Annotated in this window: 16 protein-coding genes and 4 tRNA genes; 6 read left to right on the plus strand and 14 right to left on the minus strand. The window is 43.7% G+C overall.

The annotated features are described in order from the left end of the window. The first annotated feature begins 32 nt into the window (after window positions 1-32). Both LKO26_RS08105 and LKO26_RS08110 read left to right on the plus strand, forming a co-directional pair. Window positions 33-1,364 carry a PDZ domain-containing protein gene (locus tag LKO26_RS08105; RefSeq protein ID WP_227587356.1) on the plus strand — a complete coding sequence of 444 codons (1,332 nt, stop codon included), beginning with the start codon at window positions 33-35 and terminating at the stop codon, window positions 1,362-1,364. Window positions 1,365-1,366: 2 nt separating this feature from the next. After that, complete coding sequence (locus tag LKO26_RS08110) at window positions 1,367-1,885, plus strand: hypothetical protein (RefSeq protein WP_227587357.1); 519 nt, start codon at window positions 1,367-1,369, stop codon at window positions 1,883-1,885. Here the strand turns inward: LKO26_RS08110 and LKO26_RS08115 are convergent. Then, entirely contained in the window at window positions 1,882-2,868 is a 987-nt protein-coding gene (locus tag LKO26_RS08115; protein WP_227587358.1) for a L,D-transpeptidase, read from the minus strand. The genes LKO26_RS08110 and LKO26_RS08115 overlap by 4 nt on opposite strands. Window positions 2,869-3,037: 169 nt before the next feature. Between LKO26_RS08115 and LKO26_RS08120 the strand changes: the two genes are divergently transcribed. Then, window positions 3,038-4,054, plus strand: coding sequence for an asparaginase (locus LKO26_RS08120; RefSeq protein WP_227587359.1), 1,017 nt, complete (start codon window positions 3,038-3,040; stop codon window positions 4,052-4,054). Window positions 4,055-4,107: 53 nt separating this feature from the next. Here the strand turns inward: LKO26_RS08120 and LKO26_RS08125 are convergent. The 9 genes from LKO26_RS08125 to LKO26_RS08165 all read right to left on the minus strand — a co-directional run bounded on the left by LKO26_RS08125 (window position 4,108) and on the right by LKO26_RS08165 (window position 14,359). Then, window positions 4,108-4,194, minus strand: a tRNA-Ser gene (locus tag LKO26_RS08125). Between the two features lie 43 nt (window positions 4,195-4,237). Continuing rightward, complete coding sequence (locus LKO26_RS08130) at window positions 4,238-5,272, minus strand: NAD(P)/FAD-dependent oxidoreductase (protein ID WP_227587360.1); 1,035 nt, start codon at window positions 5,270-5,272, stop codon at window positions 4,238-4,240. A gap of 60 nt (window positions 5,273-5,332) precedes the next feature. Next, window positions 5,333-6,268, minus strand: a complete 936-nt coding sequence (gene gldN, locus LKO26_RS08135) for a gliding motility protein GldN (RefSeq protein WP_227587361.1) — start codon at window positions 6,266-6,268, stop codon at window positions 5,333-5,335. 28 nt (window positions 6,269-6,296) lie between these two features. Beyond that, window positions 6,297-7,886, minus strand: a complete 1,590-nt coding sequence (gene gldM / locus LKO26_RS08140) for a gliding motility protein GldM (RefSeq protein ID WP_227587362.1) — start codon at window positions 7,884-7,886, stop codon at window positions 6,297-6,299. Window positions 7,887-7,930: 44 nt separating this feature from the next. Continuing rightward, window positions 7,931-8,635 (minus strand): gliding motility protein GldL, encoded by a 705-nt coding sequence (gene gldL / locus LKO26_RS08145; protein ID WP_227587363.1) that lies wholly within the window; start codon window positions 8,633-8,635, stop codon window positions 7,931-7,933. A 39-nt stretch (window positions 8,636-8,674) separates the two neighbouring features. Further along, window positions 8,675-10,093, minus strand: a complete 1,419-nt coding sequence (gene gldK, locus LKO26_RS08150; protein ID WP_227587364.1) for a gliding motility lipoprotein GldK — start codon at window positions 10,091-10,093, stop codon at window positions 8,675-8,677. A 106-nt stretch (window positions 10,094-10,199) separates the two neighbouring features. Continuing rightward, on the minus strand, window positions 10,200-12,050 hold the full coding sequence (glmS, locus tag LKO26_RS08155; RefSeq protein ID WP_227587365.1) for a glutamine--fructose-6-phosphate transaminase (isomerizing): 1,851 nt from the start codon (window positions 12,048-12,050) through the stop codon (window positions 10,200-10,202). A gap of 13 nt (window positions 12,051-12,063) precedes the next feature. Then, window positions 12,064-13,575 (minus strand): DUF4270 family protein, encoded by a 1,512-nt coding sequence (locus LKO26_RS08160; protein ID WP_227587366.1) that lies wholly within the window; start codon window positions 13,573-13,575, stop codon window positions 12,064-12,066. Window positions 13,576-13,588: 13 nt separating this feature from the next. Further along, window positions 13,589-14,359 (minus strand): glycogen/starch synthase, encoded by a 771-nt coding sequence (locus tag LKO26_RS08165; protein ID WP_227587367.1) that lies wholly within the window; start codon window positions 14,357-14,359, stop codon window positions 13,589-13,591. Between the two features lie 196 nt (window positions 14,360-14,555). Between LKO26_RS08165 and panC the strand changes: the two genes are divergently transcribed. Next, complete coding sequence (gene panC / locus LKO26_RS08170) at window positions 14,556-15,401, plus strand: pantoate--beta-alanine ligase (protein WP_227587368.1); 846 nt, start codon at window positions 14,556-14,558, stop codon at window positions 15,399-15,401. Between the two features lie 100 nt (window positions 15,402-15,501). Here panC and LKO26_RS08175 read toward each other — a convergent pair. The 3 genes from LKO26_RS08175 to LKO26_RS08185 form a co-directional block, all read right to left on the minus strand. Next, a tRNA-Lys gene (locus LKO26_RS08175) sits at window positions 15,502-15,574 on the minus strand. 16 nt (window positions 15,575-15,590) lie between these two features. Continuing rightward, window positions 15,591-15,672 (minus strand) — tRNA-Leu (locus LKO26_RS08180). A 41-nt stretch (window positions 15,673-15,713) separates the two neighbouring features. Then, window positions 15,714-15,786: transfer RNA gene (locus LKO26_RS08185), tRNA-Lys, on the minus strand. Window positions 15,787-15,885: 99 nt separating this feature from the next. Here LKO26_RS08185 and LKO26_RS08190 point away from each other — a divergent pair. Then, complete coding sequence (locus LKO26_RS08190) at window positions 15,886-16,401, plus strand: shikimate kinase (RefSeq protein ID WP_227587369.1); 516 nt, start codon at window positions 15,886-15,888, stop codon at window positions 16,399-16,401. Here LKO26_RS08190 and LKO26_RS08195 read toward each other — a convergent pair. Continuing rightward, window positions 16,398-16,832 (minus strand): RNA-binding S4 domain-containing protein, encoded by a 435-nt coding sequence (locus LKO26_RS08195; protein WP_227587370.1) that lies wholly within the window; start codon window positions 16,830-16,832, stop codon window positions 16,398-16,400. The two genes, LKO26_RS08190 and LKO26_RS08195, sit on opposite strands and share 4 nt — an antisense overlap. Window positions 16,833-16,888: 56 nt before the next feature. Here LKO26_RS08195 and LKO26_RS08200 point away from each other — a divergent pair, with 56 nt between their 5' ends. Beyond that, window positions 16,889-17,614, plus strand: a complete 726-nt coding sequence (locus tag LKO26_RS08200; protein WP_227587371.1) for a hypothetical protein — start codon at window positions 16,889-16,891, stop codon at window positions 17,612-17,614. The last annotated feature ends 29 nt before the right edge of the window (window positions 17,615-17,643 follow it).

Consider the following 17,643-nt stretch of genomic DNA (forward strand, 5'->3'; position numbering starts at 1 on the left):
GGTAATCTGCAGCTTTTTCGTATCTTCATGGTATGAAATGGATTCTGCTGTTGCTGATGTTCTTTCCCTGGCTGACTACGGCACAGACAGAGGGATTTCATTTTCAAAACAGCAGCCGCAAAGAAGTCATTCCTTTTCAGCTCATTAACAATCTTATTCTTATTCCGGCTATTGTAAACGGGGCAGAACTTACTTTTTTGGTAGATACGGGCGTGGCCGAAACCCTGCTCTTCAGCCTGGAAGAAAAAGAAGTACAGTTGTATGAAGTAGAGAAGGTGAAGTTTTCCGGTTTGGGCGGAAGCCTTGAGATTGAGGGACTGAAATCCGTGAACAATATTGTACAGATAGGCCGTCATTATAAAGATTTCGGTCATACCATTTATGTCATTCTGAATGAAGATTTCAATTTTTCATCCCATGTAGGTGTTCCGGTGAATGGAATCATCGGCTATCATTTCTTTAAAAACCATCCGGTAAAAATTGATTACATCAACAAAAAAATAACGGTCTATCCTCCGGAGAAACCACCTGCCAGAGAACGCCGTATTTCTACCGCCATACCCATTTCACTGGAGCTGAATAAACCCTACCTGATGGCCGGCATAGAGCAAACAACTGACCGCAAAAAATCAAAACTGCTCATTGATCTGGGAAACAGTGACCCGCTGTGGCTTTTTCCGGGGCAGATTCCCGGATTCAACTATAGCACCCCACACATTGATGACTTTCTGGGCAGGGGTTTCAACGGTGACATCTATGGAAAAAGAAGCCGGATTCACAGGTTCTGGCTTGCTCACTTTAAGTTTGAAAAACCGCTGATGGCCATGCCCGATGAGGCTTCTATACAGCATCTGCGACTGGTGCCGGGCCGCAGAGGATCAGTGGGCAATGAAATCCTCCGAAGATTTGCACTTTTAATTGATTATCCTCAGGAAAAAATATATCTTCGTAAAAACAAAAACTATGATGATGCTTTTCACCTCAATATGAGCGGGCTGGACATTAAGCACGACGGCATGTTCTGGGATCAGGATCTGGTAAAAGTAAATAACCCCACGCCCCGCGAAGCGCAGAACGCTTCTACAGTAACCGTAAGCAATGAATTCCGCTACCGCTTTACACTCAAACCGGAATATTCCGTAGCCGGCACCAGAGCGGGATCACCGGCACATGAAGCCGGAGTGCGGAAAGGTGACAAAATTCAGCGCATTAACGGACACAAGGCAGCAGATTTAAAACTGGAAGATATCATGAGCCTGATGAAATCTGAAGAAAAAACCAAAATCACCCTGGAAGCAGAACGAAACGGCCAGCTTATGAAATTCATCTTCTACCTGGAAGATCCTGTACCCTATAAAGAATAATCATGAATACAGAAGAAAGCACACTGGATAAAATGCGGTCCAGGCCCCGGTTCAAAATGTACACCACCCTGACCCCGGAAGAGTACGAAGCCAATCTGAAAACTTTTCTCAAATCTCACCAGCACATTTTTGAAGGCAATATCAACCGGGAAATTGCCACCATCACCGTCATCACACCGGAGAACGAATACTGGAAACCCAATCTGGCGCTCCGTACCGAAACGGAGGACGGCAAGACGGCCATCCGCGGGGTATTTGGGCCCAGTTCTGCCGTATGGACGTTTTTTATGTTTCTGTATTTTCTCTTCGGCATCCTGTGGATGGTCTTCATCACCATGTGGTTTGTGGGCAAGCAACTGAATATTCCTGATTACGACTGGGCATTGCCCGCTTCTTTTGTTACCATTGCCCTGATGTTCCTCACCTACATCGGTTCCCGCTACGGACAAAGCCGTGCAAAAAAGCAGATGGATGAATTGCGGAAATTTGCCATTAAATCAACCCTTCCGTACGAACATTAGGATGACTTGTCCGCAGATGAAGCTGCAGCCCGTGCCGCTTCACGTTTGCTTCTCACCTCTTCAGAATTCTTTTGCTCCTTCAGGATTTCATCCAGATAGGGTACAAATATGCTGTTCATCTCCTCAATGGAAATATCATTGGCAGCAGGATCATGAAGTAGCTGCAGCCACGGTTTCGATTTAAAATCGGATTCCCCGAATACAATCACCGGCGTTCCCTTCGCATCCAGTTTCTGTCCGCCGCCGGACAACACCCACTGATCTGCCCAGTTGTACATCCAGAAGGCATCTTCTTCCAGCAGTCTGAGGCAGGAGTGCGAGGCATGGAATCCCGGCAGGTCATACTGATGCCAGCCAATTCCGGCGGTATTGTGTATATTAAAATTCCAGCGGAGTTTCCATTCCGAATTGGAAGTAGAGATGGCCAGTTCTTTTTTCCAGTTGGTAAACATAAGCCCCGTTTTGGTGGGCGTACCTTTCTTACCCATACTGGATGGTCCCCATTTCACAAGCGTTCCGTTTTCATACAAAGCATAGGCATGAATGGCGTACGAGAAAAATGCCATTTTCTTAACGGGTTTAAGGGAATCCAGCTGACGCGGAAAAGGCGCATATTTGAGGAAATCTTTCTCAATCTTTTGCGGAATGGCCAGCGTATCGGCCCGCCAGCTATTCTTCTGATCCAGACGGTTCAGTGCCAGAATAATATACTGTTCATCAGCATCATATTCCTTCCGGAAGAACGCCATTACCGAATCCTTTTTGTCCTTAGGAAAGACCAGCGCCGAAAATTGAATCCGCTCACGCGCCTTGCGAAGCGAATCTTCACGTTCCTGATCCCGTTTGCGCTGTTCTTCCTGCCTGGCCAGCTGGCCTGCATCATCCGGATGCTGTACCGGCTCCTCTTTACCACACCCCGCCATCATGGCGAATACTATTGCTACCATCACGGTATACACCAGCCTTCCGAAATTTACCCTCATAAAAAATTTTAAATATCCGCTCAATTTTAATACCAATCATCCACTTTACGAAATTATTGAAAATTGTTTGAAAATCATATAACACCACTACCGGAAAAGCACAAAGAGCTGCCCGGTCGTTGCCGGAAAACATTTCCGAATCCCCGTAAAAAAGAGTATTTTTACCCCCATGAAACGCAAAGTACTGTTAATTTACACCGGTGGCACCATCGGTATGGAGAAAAATTATGAAACCGGCGAACTAGTACCCTTTGATTTCTCCCATATTTTCAGCAAAATGCCTGAAATGAACCTTCTGGAGTGCGAAGTCAGCGTGCACCCTTTTTCGAAGCCGCTGGATTCTTCAGATGTAGGTCCGGAAGACTGGAAAAAAATTGCAGTGCTGATTCACCGGCATTATGACCAATACGATGGTTTCCTGATTCTGCATGGAACCGATACCATGTCTTATTCTGCATCGGCATTGAGTTTCATGCTGAAAGGGCTTCGCAAACCCGTGATTTTTACCGGTTCGCAGTTGCCCATAGGAGATCTGCGTACGGATGCCAAAGAAAATCTGCTCACCGGCCTGACCTACGCCAGTTGGTATGAAGGTGACGAGGCGGTCATTCAGGAAGTTGCCATTTACTTTGAATACAAACTGCTGCGCGGCAACCGGACCCTGAAATACTCAGCTGAATATTTTGATGCCTATCACAGTCCCAACTACCCGCTTCTGGGTCAATCCGGAGTTCATCTGAAAATTGAAACAGAAGATCTTTTCCGTCCGGAGCCCGATGAGGAATTCAGCATCGATACCCATATTTCCCGTGAAGTATTGTTCTGGCGTATTTTCCCGGGCATGACGCTGGAATATTTTTCGGAGATTCCTAAAATGAAAGTACTGATTCTGCAGGTTTTCGGGAGCGGAACCATATTTGGCACCGAAAAAACCGAGCAGGTACTGCGTAAAATCCGGGCCAACGGCACCGAAATCGTGGTGGTATCGCAGTGTATCTCGGGAGGCATCAGTTTTGGGAAATATGAAAACAGTAGTGTCTTTAACCGTGTGGGTGCCATCAGCGGCAAAGATCTGACGGCCGAAAGTGCAATCACCAAATGCATGCATCTGCTGGACAACCCCGGCTACAGCGGAACCTTCGCTGAAAACTTTGCCCTAAACCTCCGCGGCGAGGTGACGGAGTAAGAAATATCACCATACTACGAAAAAATCCCGGCCATTTACGACTGGGATTTTTGCAGAGAGGAAGGGATTCGAACCCTCGATACAGTTACCCGTATACTACCTTTCCAGGGTAGCTCCTTCAACCACTCGGACACCTCTCTAATTAGGTGTGCAAAAATAGTTTTATTTTTGATAAAAACAAAATTATTCGCTGCCGAATCTCGCAATATCTGTTTCTGAACGCAAACTTTCACCATATTCAATGTGCCGGAACAACTCCTCTGCAAAATAATTGCCATTCAGAAGGCCCCGGCCACCCAAACCATTCATCACAAACAGATTCCCGAAACGGAAATGTGCACCTAAAATAGGCCGCCGGTCCCGAACTGTAGGCCTGAATCCGTTCCGCACCTCTTCTACCGTATAATCACTGGCTAATTGACTCAGCCCCGATTCCAGTTCCGCAACCGCTTTCTCATCTACAGCAGCGCCTACACCATTGCGGTCGTAGGTTCCCCCATAATACCAATGCCCCTCATTCAATGGAAACAAAAAATGTTTTTTCTTCACCGTGCTCTTTGTAGATCCGGCCGGAAGTTTGACCAGAAGATGATGCCCTTTGTTCGGGGATACCGCAAGATCATGGAACCAGGGATTCTGTACCACGCCCATGCCTTCGCAAAAGACAACATGACGATACTTAAAATCCAGGTAAATGTTGTTTTCAGGCTCCAGCAGGTTGTAATCAAAAGCAGCACCGGCATCATGACCATTTGTATGCAGATAGCTGCTGAAATCATTAAAAAAAGCGGGTACATCTACCCTGCCCGACTGCAATACCTCACCACAGCCAAATGGGTTATGAATCTCATCAAAAAAAGTAAAATCTGTACTGAGAAACGGTCTCAGTTCATCTGTACCGGATTTCTTTAACCATAAATCACGCTCGGCTTCATCATGGAAAACACGAAATACGGGTTCGTATATCCAGTAGTTGCGGCCCGTATATGCAGACATCTCTTCCAGGGTTTTGTGCAAGGCGTCAATTTGCTCCTGTGCCAGCCAGAATGTGGTAAACTTTTTCAGGACTACAGGATTCACCACACCTGCAGAAACACCGGAAGCGCCAGTAATACCATCAGAAAAAAGCATGAATGACTTGCCTTCGCGGATTAAACGATGTGCCAAAAAATACGCAGCAAAACCGTCACCTACAATAATATAATCTATAATCTTCATCTTTCTAAAAGCAAAAAACCTGAGCAAATATACTCAGGTTTTTGTGATGATGTGTAAGAATTAGTAATTCCACATTTCGTTTTCCATCGCAAGAATCTGGCCTTTAATCCGGTTACTTTCCTCAATCTGCTCTTCAGCATTTCTCGGGATGTAATCTTTGATGGTTCCCTCTCCCAGACCGTTTGAAGACTTGTAAATGATCGAAGAAAATCTTCTGGCATTCAGTAAATCATCAAAGCTCAGGTCTGATGCGGTATTTTTCTTATTGTACACTTTATTGTTGGCCAATATTTGTCTGGCATCCGGATAGAAAATCCAGAACAGATCAATATAAGCGTCATCTCCGCCGATAGGCTGACCATCCGGACCAATCTGACCCGCTACAGCCGGATCCGGACCTAAAGCTGCAATACCCAGTGGTCTGTACTTCATTTGTCCGTCTCTCTTATCAATGAACCACATCCCCATAACTTTAATCATCTCAATTTTATCTGATGTAGTACGGATACGGTCGGTGTATCTTTCAATTTCCTCCGGAGTAGGATTTCTGCCGGAGTTATAGATTTCGATAAGGGCGTCATCTACTCTGGTAGATTCCAGTCTTTTCTGAATTCCTTCCGGACTCAATTTGGTCAGGAAATCCTCTTCTTCGTACACTTCCTGGATCTCACCGCTCAGGGCGCCATCCAGCAATACCTGATACAGGGATTTGGTCTGTGTACTGAAACCGGTTTCGGTATTATAGTAGAAAGGCTGGTTAATCTTATCATTCATGTCTATGATTTCCCAAACATAAACACTTTTTAAAATGTCCTTTTCATCAATATAACCATAAGATAAAGGCTCAATAATATTGCTTACCGCGCTGTCTCCCACAATCCGCATGTTATCATCGCGCAGCTGGCGAAATTCTTCAGGCGATTTAGCATTAAGGATAGTCTGGGAGAAAACAAGTCCCGAAACCAATACTAAACAACTGCAAATATATTTTTTCATGTTAATGAAGTTTTATATAATTTTTAAATTATTGAATGTTAATAACCACCGGTGAAATATTCTTAAGTCTCTGGTTGCCCAGTCCGCTGGCCGTAGCTTCAATGTCGAAGATCCAGGCAGCATCACCGGAACGAAGTGTTCTGGTCATACCTTCTACAGACTCCAGCCTGTTACCGGTAATATAAGTGGCTGCACGTCCGGCTACCTTAAACTTGAATCCTGTTACCGTAAACGATACCGGGAAATCGAAATCCGGAATAGTTGCCGTAACCAGCTGTTTAGAGATAGATGTTGCAGGCATACTTACCACCGGTCTGTCACGGATCTGTCCTTGCGGAGCAGGCACTCCTTTGATTCTGAAATCAAAAGTCTGCGAAGAGTTTCCTCTTGGTCCGGAACCAGACAGGGTCAATTTAATGCTGTTTCCTGTAGTTGGCGTTACAATCCACTTACCGGCTCCAGCACTCTTCACGTTTGCACCCGGTGCAGACAGTGAAAGTTTAGAGTTGTCCACTCCCAGAATCGCTCCTGAAATAGGGTTCTCCAGTCCACGGTATAATACATTCATTTTATCTGCTGAAATAGTAGCTCCGGTTTCATACTGAACTTCTTTCTGACCTGCAATTACATTATAAGTATGGGTGTATGGAATGCTTACCGGCTCTCCGTTTGCCATATCTACGGTAATGGTACCACTAATGGATTTTTCACCAAGACCGCTTGTATTAAGACTTACAATACCTTTTCCGTTTTCTGTACGGCTTACACCGGAAATCTTAATCTTATCACTGTTGGAATAAGACGCCAGATATACGGTAGCTTCTGTAGCAGTACCCTGTACTACATCTACAGGTGCTTTCACAATCGCATCATACTGGTTAAACTTAATGCTCGCATCTACTTTTTCCTGAAGCATCAGTGCCAACGCATCCGACTGGACGTTTCTGGCATCGTTCTGAATAATTTCCAGATTGGAGATGGCTGCAATCAATGGCTGATGATAAAATTTGGATTGTAGCCAGTTTTTATCTTCCAGTACATTGGTCTTCGAATACTCGGTTTTCAAAGCGTCATTTGCTCTGTCTACCAAAGATTTCAAATTTTCATTATTTCCAAAAGTGGTCGTGATATAATTTCTTACATCATCCATCTTTGATTTCAAAGCCTCAGCATTTTTGGATGCTTTGGTTTCGTCACCATCTGTAAAAAAGTATTGAGTAACCGCCACATTATTATTCAATGCCGTGTAGGTATCACTGATGTCTACAGGTTTCTTGGTTTTGGGATCGATCAGAAAGAATTCTGAATCTGTTTCCAATTTTCCCTTCACATCATCTACGTGACTTACCAGATCATCTATTTTGCCTTTCAGCACTTTGTATTGTTCCCACGGCTGCGCGTAGGTATCGGGTACGGTAGCCGCTTTCGCTTCCAGTGTTACCTCAAAGATATCCGTATTCTTGGCCTCTGTCAGTAATCTTGTAGCCTTCAGCGACTGCGTGGAATCGTAGTACGATCTGATGATTTCTGCATCAATGTTTAACGCCATCATTGCGATGAACACTAAATACATGAGGTTAATCATCTTCTGACGTGGAGTCTGTTTTCCTTGTGCCATTTCTTCTCTCTTTTTTTTCTTGTTAAGTTAAAAATGTACAGGAATTAAGACTTCATTGCCGTAAGCATACCTCCGTAAACTCTGTTCAGGTTGTTTAGATTAGAAGTTAAACCTTGTAGTTCTTCGTTAAACTTAGAAGATTGTTCTGCAGATTTTTCCAGATCAGCCACATACTTTTTGCTGAATTCAGATTGTTTCTGACCTTGCTCCAGTTGCATGGCATACAATTGGTTCATGCTTTCCATATGTGAAGCAGCTTTGTTCAGTTGTTCATTATACTTATGAGTAGATGCAGATACGTCTACAGTCTGATTAATCTGATCTACAGAGCTGGAGAATTTATCGATACCTGCTCTCAATCTTTCAAAAAGACCTACATCCAGCTTGGCATCTTCCAGCATTTTATCCAGTTTACCGGAAAGAGAGTTTTCCATTTCCAGCATAAATCCTTGTGAGCTGGCATCACCAACATTGGCGTGAAGCGGGTTTGGCTTAGCATGCTTATCCAGAAGTTCCGGATATACATTTTCCCATGCATAGTTCTCTTCGTTCTTTGGAGGGTCGAAGGCGAAAATACAGAAGATAAATGCTTCAGTAATAAGACCTACGGTTAGAGCCACGTTACCGGTAATAAAGCCTAAGTTAATATGGGTAATTTTCAACCACGCTCCCAGAATTACAATTGCAGCACCGAAGGAGTAGATAAAGTTGTAAATACCTTCTTTTGTTGAGAAAACTCTTCCTATCATTGTTTATAGATTTAAAATATTAAAATTTGGGTTAAATTATTAGTTTCTTCTTTTTGGTTTTACGGCAGCTTCCGGAATATCCTGTACCGTTCTGAAACCGATGTAACTTCTGGCAGAGTCTTTTCTTTCCCAATCTCTGGCACCCACCATCAGCATATAACCGATATCTTTCCACGAACCACCACGTACAGATTTTCTGGTATCCGGAGTTCCTTTAGTAGTAGGATTCAGTGAGTTAGAGAATCCATAAGATGAATTACTGAAATCTGAAACCGTCCATTCTGAAACGTTTCCGGCCATATCATATAGTCCATAACCGTTCTTTCTGAATTTTTTTACCGGTGCTGTATAGGTATAGGTTCCTAATTTTTCATCTTCAATATAGCTTCCTCTTTTTGGTTTAAAATTGGCCAGGTAGCAAGCTCTGTCGTCGGTCAGGTAAGGACCTCCCCAAGGATAAGTAGCGTTTTCCAGACCACCTCTTGCTGCATATTCCCATTCCTGTTCTGTAGGAAGACGGAATCTCATAGGGACTTGTTTTTTTCTTCTCAGGCTTTCATTGTAATCAGATTTCAGTTTGGATCTGAAGTCACAATAAGCTCTTGCCTGATCCCAGGTCACCCCTACTACAGGATAATCCTTGTAGGCATTGTGCCAGAAATATTGTTCAAACAACGGTTCATTATAAGAATAGTGGAAATCTTTTACCCAAACGGTGGTATCCGGATAGATGGCAAGGCTTTCTCTCTTCAGGAAATTTGCTCCTCTTTCGTTTGCTGCGATGGCAGAGTTATGATCTTCCCATACGTAAGAATACTGCAGTTTTGAGGCATCAATAATTCTTTGGTTAGCTCCTCTCTGAGATGCAGGCAGATACATAGACTCCAGTACTTCTGCATATTCTACATCCGGGTAGTTATTGGTATTCCAGTGCAATGGAATAGACCAGTCCAGTTTTCTGCTGGCATCGTAACCATCGCCACGACCACCCTGAGACTCCTGCCATTCCTGATACGGTGACATTTCTTCATCTTCCTGATATGCCATATAAGCATAATCACCAATACTCTGACCTCTTCCTGTTCCGTCTCCACCTTCACCGGCAGCTTCTGCCAATAATGTTCTGGCCACAGAATCTCTCACATAGTTAATGAATACGCGGTATTCTGCATTGGTGGTTTCAGTTTCATCCATAAAGAAAGAAGAAACAGTTACGGTTTTCAGCGGAGATCTTTCCGGCATATTGGTCATATCCTGATCTGCCAGACCTACTACGAAAGATCCGGATGGGATGGCTACCATACCGTAAGGTCTTTCTGCTACAAAACTTCTTGATTTCTCTCTTGGTATCAATTCTCCTTTTGTTCCGGGCTTTCCGACAGAGCTACTGCCTCCTGAACAAGATACCGTTACAGACACAACTGACGCTGATAATAATAAAAGAAATATCCTTTTCATGTTAATTTTTATAATTAAGCCGTAAATATATAATTTTTTTAAGAAACTTTTAAGATTATTTTTGAAAAACGAAAAAAATATTGAAATATTTTGTTCGCTCCCCTTTTTATTCCACGGTTACTGACTTGGCAAGGTTCCTCGGCTGATCCACATTTGCTCCTCTGTACACCGCAATGTAATAGGCCAGCAACTGTAGTGGTAAAGCCGCAATGATGGGTGAAAAACATTCGGAAGTTTCCGGAATTTCTATGACATAATCAGACATAGAGCTTACCTGAACATCTCCTTTGTTTACCACAGCAATCACTTTTCCTTTTCTTGCCTTGATTTCCTGAACATTGCTTACAATTTTGTCATAATGCCCTTTTTTCGGTGCGATAATCACAATAGGCATGTTTTCATCAATCAAAGCAATGGGCCCGTGTTTCATCTCTGCAGCAGGGTAACCTTCTGCATGGATGTATGAAATCTCTTTCAGTTTCAGGGCGCCTTCCAGTGCGGACGGGTAATTATAACCTCTTCCCAAATATAAGAAATTTTGACTATTCACAAAGTCTTTTGAAATTTCTTTTACAATTTCGTGTGTATTTTCCAGTGTTTCTTCAATCTTATTCGGCAGAGCATCCAGTTCACTGATCAAACTCATAAATTCTGCATTGCCCAAAGTACCGTTATGTTTGCCCAGTTTCAGTGCAATCATAGACAATACCGTAAGCTGTGCCGTAAAGGCCTTGGTAGAGGCCACACCAATCTCCGGACCGGCATGGGTATAGGATCCCGCATCGGTAATCCGGGCTATGGATGAATCTACCACATTACATATACCATATATAAAGGCTCCTCTTTCTTTGGCCAGTTTCAGAGCCGCCATAGTATCTGCCGTCTCACCGGACTGGGAAATCGCAATGACTACATCTTTTTCAGAAATAATCGGGTTTCTGTATCTGAATTCTGATGCATATTCTACTTCTACATTGATTCTGGCAAATTCTTCAATCAGATATTCGCCAATGAGTCCTGCATGCCAGGAGGTTCCGCAGGCAATAATGATGATGCGCCCGGCATTGTTGAACCGCTCCAGGTGATCAAAAATACCGGCCATCTTAATAATCCCGGTGTCCACCAGCAAACGTCCGCGCATGGTATCATGAACCGATTTCGGCTGCTCAAAGATTTCCTTCAGCATGAAATGCTCATAACCGCCTTTTTCAATCTGCTCCAGACTGAACTTCAGTTCCTGAATGGCAGGTTCTATTCTGGCATTATCGGCAATAGATCTGATGTCTACGCCGTGCTCCATAGAGATGGTGGCCATATGCCCTTCTTCCAGATAGATGGCTTCTTTGGTAAATTCTACAAATGGTGACGCATCAGAAGCAATGAAAAATTCATTTTCTCCCAGACCAATGGCCAGCGGAGAACCCAGACGGCCTACCACCAGAAGTCCGGGGAAATCATCATGCATTACCGTAATGGCATAGGCACCATAGACTTCATTCAGTGCGTAGCGTACTGCAGAAGGAAAATCCGTTTCGGGATTCAGATCCATAAAATATTGTATCAGGTTTACCAGAACTTCAGTATCTGTTTCAGACTGAAAGGTAAATCCTTTTTCGGTAAGCATGATTTTAATGGTATCATAATTTTCAATAATACCATTATGAACCAGAGCAATCTTTCCGTTATTGGAAAGGTGCGGATGCGAATTCCGGTCACTGGGCACCCCATGAGTGGCCCACCGGGTGTGTCCCATTCCTACGGTGGCTTTTCCTTTCATTTCTTCTGAAACCGCTACCAGGTCATCCACCTTCCCTTTGGTTTTGGCCATACTGAAAGCTCCTTGGCCATCCAGTACGATTCCTGCACTGTCATATCCTCTGTATTCTAACCTTCTCAACCCGTTAATCACCACCGAGTAGGCATCCTGAAATCCTGTATATCCAACAATTCCGCACATAATATATAGTGTATTATTTTGTTCCGTAACTAATTCTTAATTGTATTCTTTTATTGTTTGCAGCATCACTGCCCACCAGCACCACACGGTTTGGTGCAAAGGCCCGGCTGTCATACTGGTATCCCATGAGCTGGGAAGTGGTTTCACTGTATCTGAATCCGCCGATATGCGCCACAAAATCCTGATTCGGCGCCTCTGTTTCCACCACATCTTTCAATGATTTGGTAATGGTGAAATCGTAATAGGCAGGATTCTTGGTAAGGTCAAAAGCAGATACCAGACTGAAATTGGCCACTGCAGCAAGTACACTCATATCCGGCAGGTAACCGGTAGCATCTTTCTGCAGAAACACAAAAGTAGAAGGTTTATCATAACTGTTATTCCATACAGCTTCATCTGTGTACACTCTGATTTTGGCTCCTATGATTCCGATTTTGTCATTCTTAAATTTTTCCTTCAGCAGGGCAATTTCACTGTCCGGGATACGGATCCCGAAGCTAGGTCCGCCCATTCCCTGCGCATACAATTTCGCATCACCGGTGGTGGTGTTTATATTGCTCATAGCCACTGCTGCCGGAGTATCGGTTCTGTTATAAGTATATTGTCCGAAGCGGGCATTCAGATCACCCATGGGTAATTTAAACGTTGCCGGTGTACGGGTAATGGTTCCGTTCTCATCCTTATCATATTTATAATACATCACAATTTCTGTAGCAGAAGGCGTGAAACGGAAGATATAGCCGTCATTTTCATCTACTGCAATACGAACTCCACGAAAATAACGGATAAAGTTGGCTGCATCATTCAGGTCTGCAGATCCTTCCTGGTCTATAATTTTCTGCTGAAAGAACGCATTGGAAAGCGGAATTCTAAGGCTGGCATCATGGCTGTACAGGCTGTTGTTATCAGAATCTCTGGTAATTGCTGTAGAACTGATTTTACCATTAAAAACATAAGAACCCAGCTCGGTGCTGTACCCTACCGTTTTGTCAGAATAGGTTTTATCTGTAGAGGCACCCAGAAACTCGGTCACCTCGTGCACACGGATGGTCAGATCCTGATCTTCCTTACCGTATTTCAGGACCGGGTAAGTGGTCACCACTTTTTTGGCCGGGACATCTCCTACCGGGTAAATATAATCTTCATCTGTAACCACATCAGATTCTGAAGCATCATAGAGCGGCTTCATCACCAGTACCACAGAATCTATTTCAGGATTATCGCCAAATTCCGGGTCATAATTTGCCAGACGGACCTGCGACACATAAGCTGCTTTCTGCATACCGAAAACCCCTTCTGAAAACGCACCCAGCGCACCCACTGAAATCTCTGAGGCATCTGTACGGATGGTGTCATTATTGTCAATGTTATACGCAATCACGTCCACAGAATCCACATTCAGTTCAGATCCGGTAAAAAACTGCTCACCCAGATTATCTGTTTCGGGTTCACAGTTAAATAAAAAAACACTTCCGAAAACAATTACAGAAGCGATTTTGGTACATCTTTTAATATTAGCTGTCATTCAATATCTTTATTTAGTATAGTTTTTCAATGGATTCAGAATCCAGATATTCAGATTTTTCTGCAGCAGCGCCGGCGAAAGCAGTATTGAGGTCACCATCCAGGAACTCATCACCTTTTACAACCACGTCCACATATTTCAGACTCTCTGTCACCACATCTCTGAAGGCGGGATTTTCTTTGTGTGCCAGATCTTCAATATGATCAAACCGGAGCTTGTCATTCATATCTTTTTCCAGCAAAAGATTATCTTCATTATACAACGAAATAATCAGTTTGGTATTTTTGAAGTAATAGTCATTTTTATAGAACGTTTTCAGATAGATGGGAATCATGGCAGACATCCAGCCATTAAGGTGAATCACATCCGGCACCCAGTTCAGTTTTTTTATGGTTTCTATCACTCCTCTGGCGAAGAAAATGGCGCGTTCTCCATTGTCATCATACGCATTTCCGTCATCGTCTGTGTAATATGATTTTCTTTTGAAGTATTCTTCATTATCAATGAAATATACCTGAAGACGCTCTCCGGGCAGTGATGCTACTTTAATAATGAGGGGTTGATCCAGGTCATTGATAATGATGTTCATTCCTGAAAGGCGGATCACCTCATGAAGCTGGAACTTCCGCTCACTGATGATCCCAAAACGTGGCATAAAAACTCTGACATCATTTCCTGCTCCGTGCATGGTCAGAGCCATTTTGCTTACCATTGACGCCATACTGCTTTCCTCCTGATACGGGAACATTTCTGTCGTAATGTACAATATTTTCTGATTCGGCATAATTCTTCTGTACTCGTCTCTGATTTAGTCAGGACGCATTATTCTGCAAATTTACAAAATTTTGACCGAATCCACTTTAATTAACACATTTTAATACACTTCAGCAGGACATTTACAGAGAATTGCCTTAAATTTTCTCGCCCCCGATAAACTTCTTGCAATTATTTTTTAAATTTACTTCTCAAAAAAATAAACAATGGAAATTCTGAACAGCAGAAACAGCCTGGAGGCCTATGTGGAACGAAACAGGGAAATGGGCAAAATCATAGGCTTTGCACCCACTATGGGTGCACTTCACGCCGGGCATATCTCCCTCTACGAAGCCGCCAGTCATGACAATGATCTGATTATCTCTTCTATCTTTATAAACCCCACCCAGTTCAACAATGCAGAAGATCTGCTGAAATACCCCAAAACACTGGATCAGGATCTGCAGAAACTGAAGGATTCGGGATATGTGTCTGCCGTATATCTGCCCTCCGAAAAAGATCTTTATCCCAACGGAACCGCCAGTAAATCCTACGACTTCGGAGGGCTGGACCGCGAAATGGAAGGCGCATCGCGGCCGGGACACTTTGATGGCGTAGGCACAGTGGTGGAAGAATTGCTGCGACAGGTACAGCCGGACCATGCGTATTTCGGGGAAAAAGATTTTCAGCAACTGGCCATCATCCGCAATCTGGTGAAGCAAACCGGGATCCCGGTGAAAATTCATGCAGTCCCCACCATGCGCGAACCGGGCGGACTGGCCATGAGTTCCAGAAACCTGAGACTGACCCCTACCCAGCGGAAAGAAGCTGAAATCATACACCAGACCTTACTGCGGGCTAATGAATGGTTCCGGGTACTGACGGTGACAGAAATTAACGAGCGGGTAAAAGAAATTTTTGAAAATACCCGTCTGAAACTGGAATACTTCCGCATTGCAGATGAGGATACCCTGAAAGAAACAGATTTCTTTTACAAAGACCGGAACTACCGTGCTTTTATTGTAGCCCATGCCGGGAGTGTACGTCTGATAGACAATATGCATCTGGACTGAGCAGGTACAAAAAATCAGAAGCCCTCCGGATGGAAGGCTTCTGAACACCAAATCACAAAATATTATAATATGAAAAAAAACTTACCTTTCAGTAAATTCGTGACCCGGCTGGGATTCGAACCCAGGACCCATACATTAAAAGTGTATTGCTCTACCAGCTGAGCTACCGAGTCGGCCAATTTGGTGAAGTGCCTGCGACTGGACTCGAACCAGCACATCCTTAGGAAACCACCCCCTCAAGATGGCGTGTCTACCATTTCACCACGCAGGCAAAAAAAAACCGTAGTTAAAAATACGGGATTTTATTTGGAGTGACCCGGCTGGGATTCGAACCCAGGACCCATACATTAAAAGTGTATTGCTCTACCAGCTGAGCTACCGAGTCGGCCACTTCATCACAGTTATCCTGTTCAAAAAGTGGTGCAAAGATAGGGCTTTTTTTAATTTCTCAAAATTTTTTTACACATTTGTACAAATAAAAAATATGATGATTTCGCTGCTGGGATACATGGGATCTGGTAAGACCCATATTTCCAAACTCTTAAGTGAAAAGTTAGATGTGGATTTTTTTGAGACAGATTTTCTGATCGCTCAAAAAAACAAACTCAGTATTCCCGAAATATTTGAGAAAAAAGGTGAATTGTACTTCCGGAAACAGGAGCGCGAAGTGCTGGAAGAACTTCTGGCCACTCACCATAAAGGCGTCATCAGCCTGGGTGGCGGCACGCCTTGCTACTACAACAATATGGAACTCATCAACCATAATTCTGTGAGCATTCATCTGCGCACCACCATTCCGGTGCTCACAGAACGCCTGCTTCGGCAGAAAAACAAACGCCCGCTCATTTCCAGATTGGCAGATAAAGAAGTTCCGGAATTCATTGCCAAGCATCTTTTTGAAAGAAATGAATTCTACAACCGTGCACGCCATACGGTAGATACCACCGCCAAAACCCCCGAGGCCATCATCAGCGAAATTCTGGACTTGCTGGAGTATTAATCCTCACCATCATCATCCAAACCGGCAAAGAAATCATCCCATTCCGTATTTTCGGTATCTGACGGCTCTTCTGCAGTAAAATCATCAATACTTCTGCGGTCTTTTTTGGTTGGCCGGCCCTCTCCTTTGCTGCGGTAATAATTTTGTTCACTGCGTCTGAGTTTCAGCAGTTCGTACTCCTGCGCATCGGTCATGTCTTTAATATGGAGCGGAACAAGCTTGGCACCTATCCGGCTTTTGGGAATCTGAATGACTTTAATTTTGTAATTAATCTGATTTTTTCTGATTTTAATGACATCACCTTCGCGCACTTCCTTGGCAGATTTCACCGGATTCTCCCCTATGGACACCCGGTTTTTCTTGATTTCTTCGGCAGCTATATTTCTGGTTTTGTAAAAGCGGATACTCCACAAAAATTTATCAATTCTCATATTTTTGTTTACTTTTGCGTAAAATAAATTTTCAGCAATTTAATTATTAATTTAAAATGAGAAAAATATTCTTATACAGTACGGCCGCTTTTCTGGCTTTATCTTCCTGCCGGGAAGAGGAAAGCGTGATAGAAATAAAAGAGCCGGAAACGCTGGAATTGCAAAACTCGTATGACGACCAGGCAATTCAGAAGTACATGGCTGCCCATTACCTGGACACGCTTGGGAATATAAAACCCTTCAGCGATACAGATCCTGCAGATGACAATTATCTGTCCCTGCTGCAACTGAATCCTGTAACACTGCCCTCCGGAGTGATTTACATTATGAGAGACGGGGCCCAACCCAACCCGGGAACACCGATAGGTGAAACAGACATTATCCGTTTAATGACCAATGTAACTACTCAGGTAGCCGCAGACGTAGATGGCGAAGTAAAATTCACCTCAACCTTTACATTTAAAAATACCATCAGTGGTTCAGGAAATCCCGATGTGGATCCCCTGTATTACTATGCACCACAATCCGTGCTTGATGCCGGCACTACCGATGCGTCCAAGCAAAGAAGTTTTTATGAAATAGAGGGCTTCCGGGAGGCACTGCAATATTTTGAAGCCTATGACATTCCGGATTCCGAAAATTATACGCTTCAGGGGGTCATTATTGTTCCGTCTCGTGCTGCATTTGCCAGAGATGCCCACGCCAACTACACCGGCTACTCCATGAGAAACCGTACGTTAGTGTTCAACTTCCAGGTATATAAAACTACTCCAAGGCCGTAAAACAGCCTGCGCCCGGACTCACCGCAAGA

This window comes from Chryseobacterium sp. MFBS3-17 (assembly GCF_020687745.1).
Classification (GTDB): Bacteria; Bacteroidota; Bacteroidia; order Flavobacteriales; family Weeksellaceae; genus Marnyiella.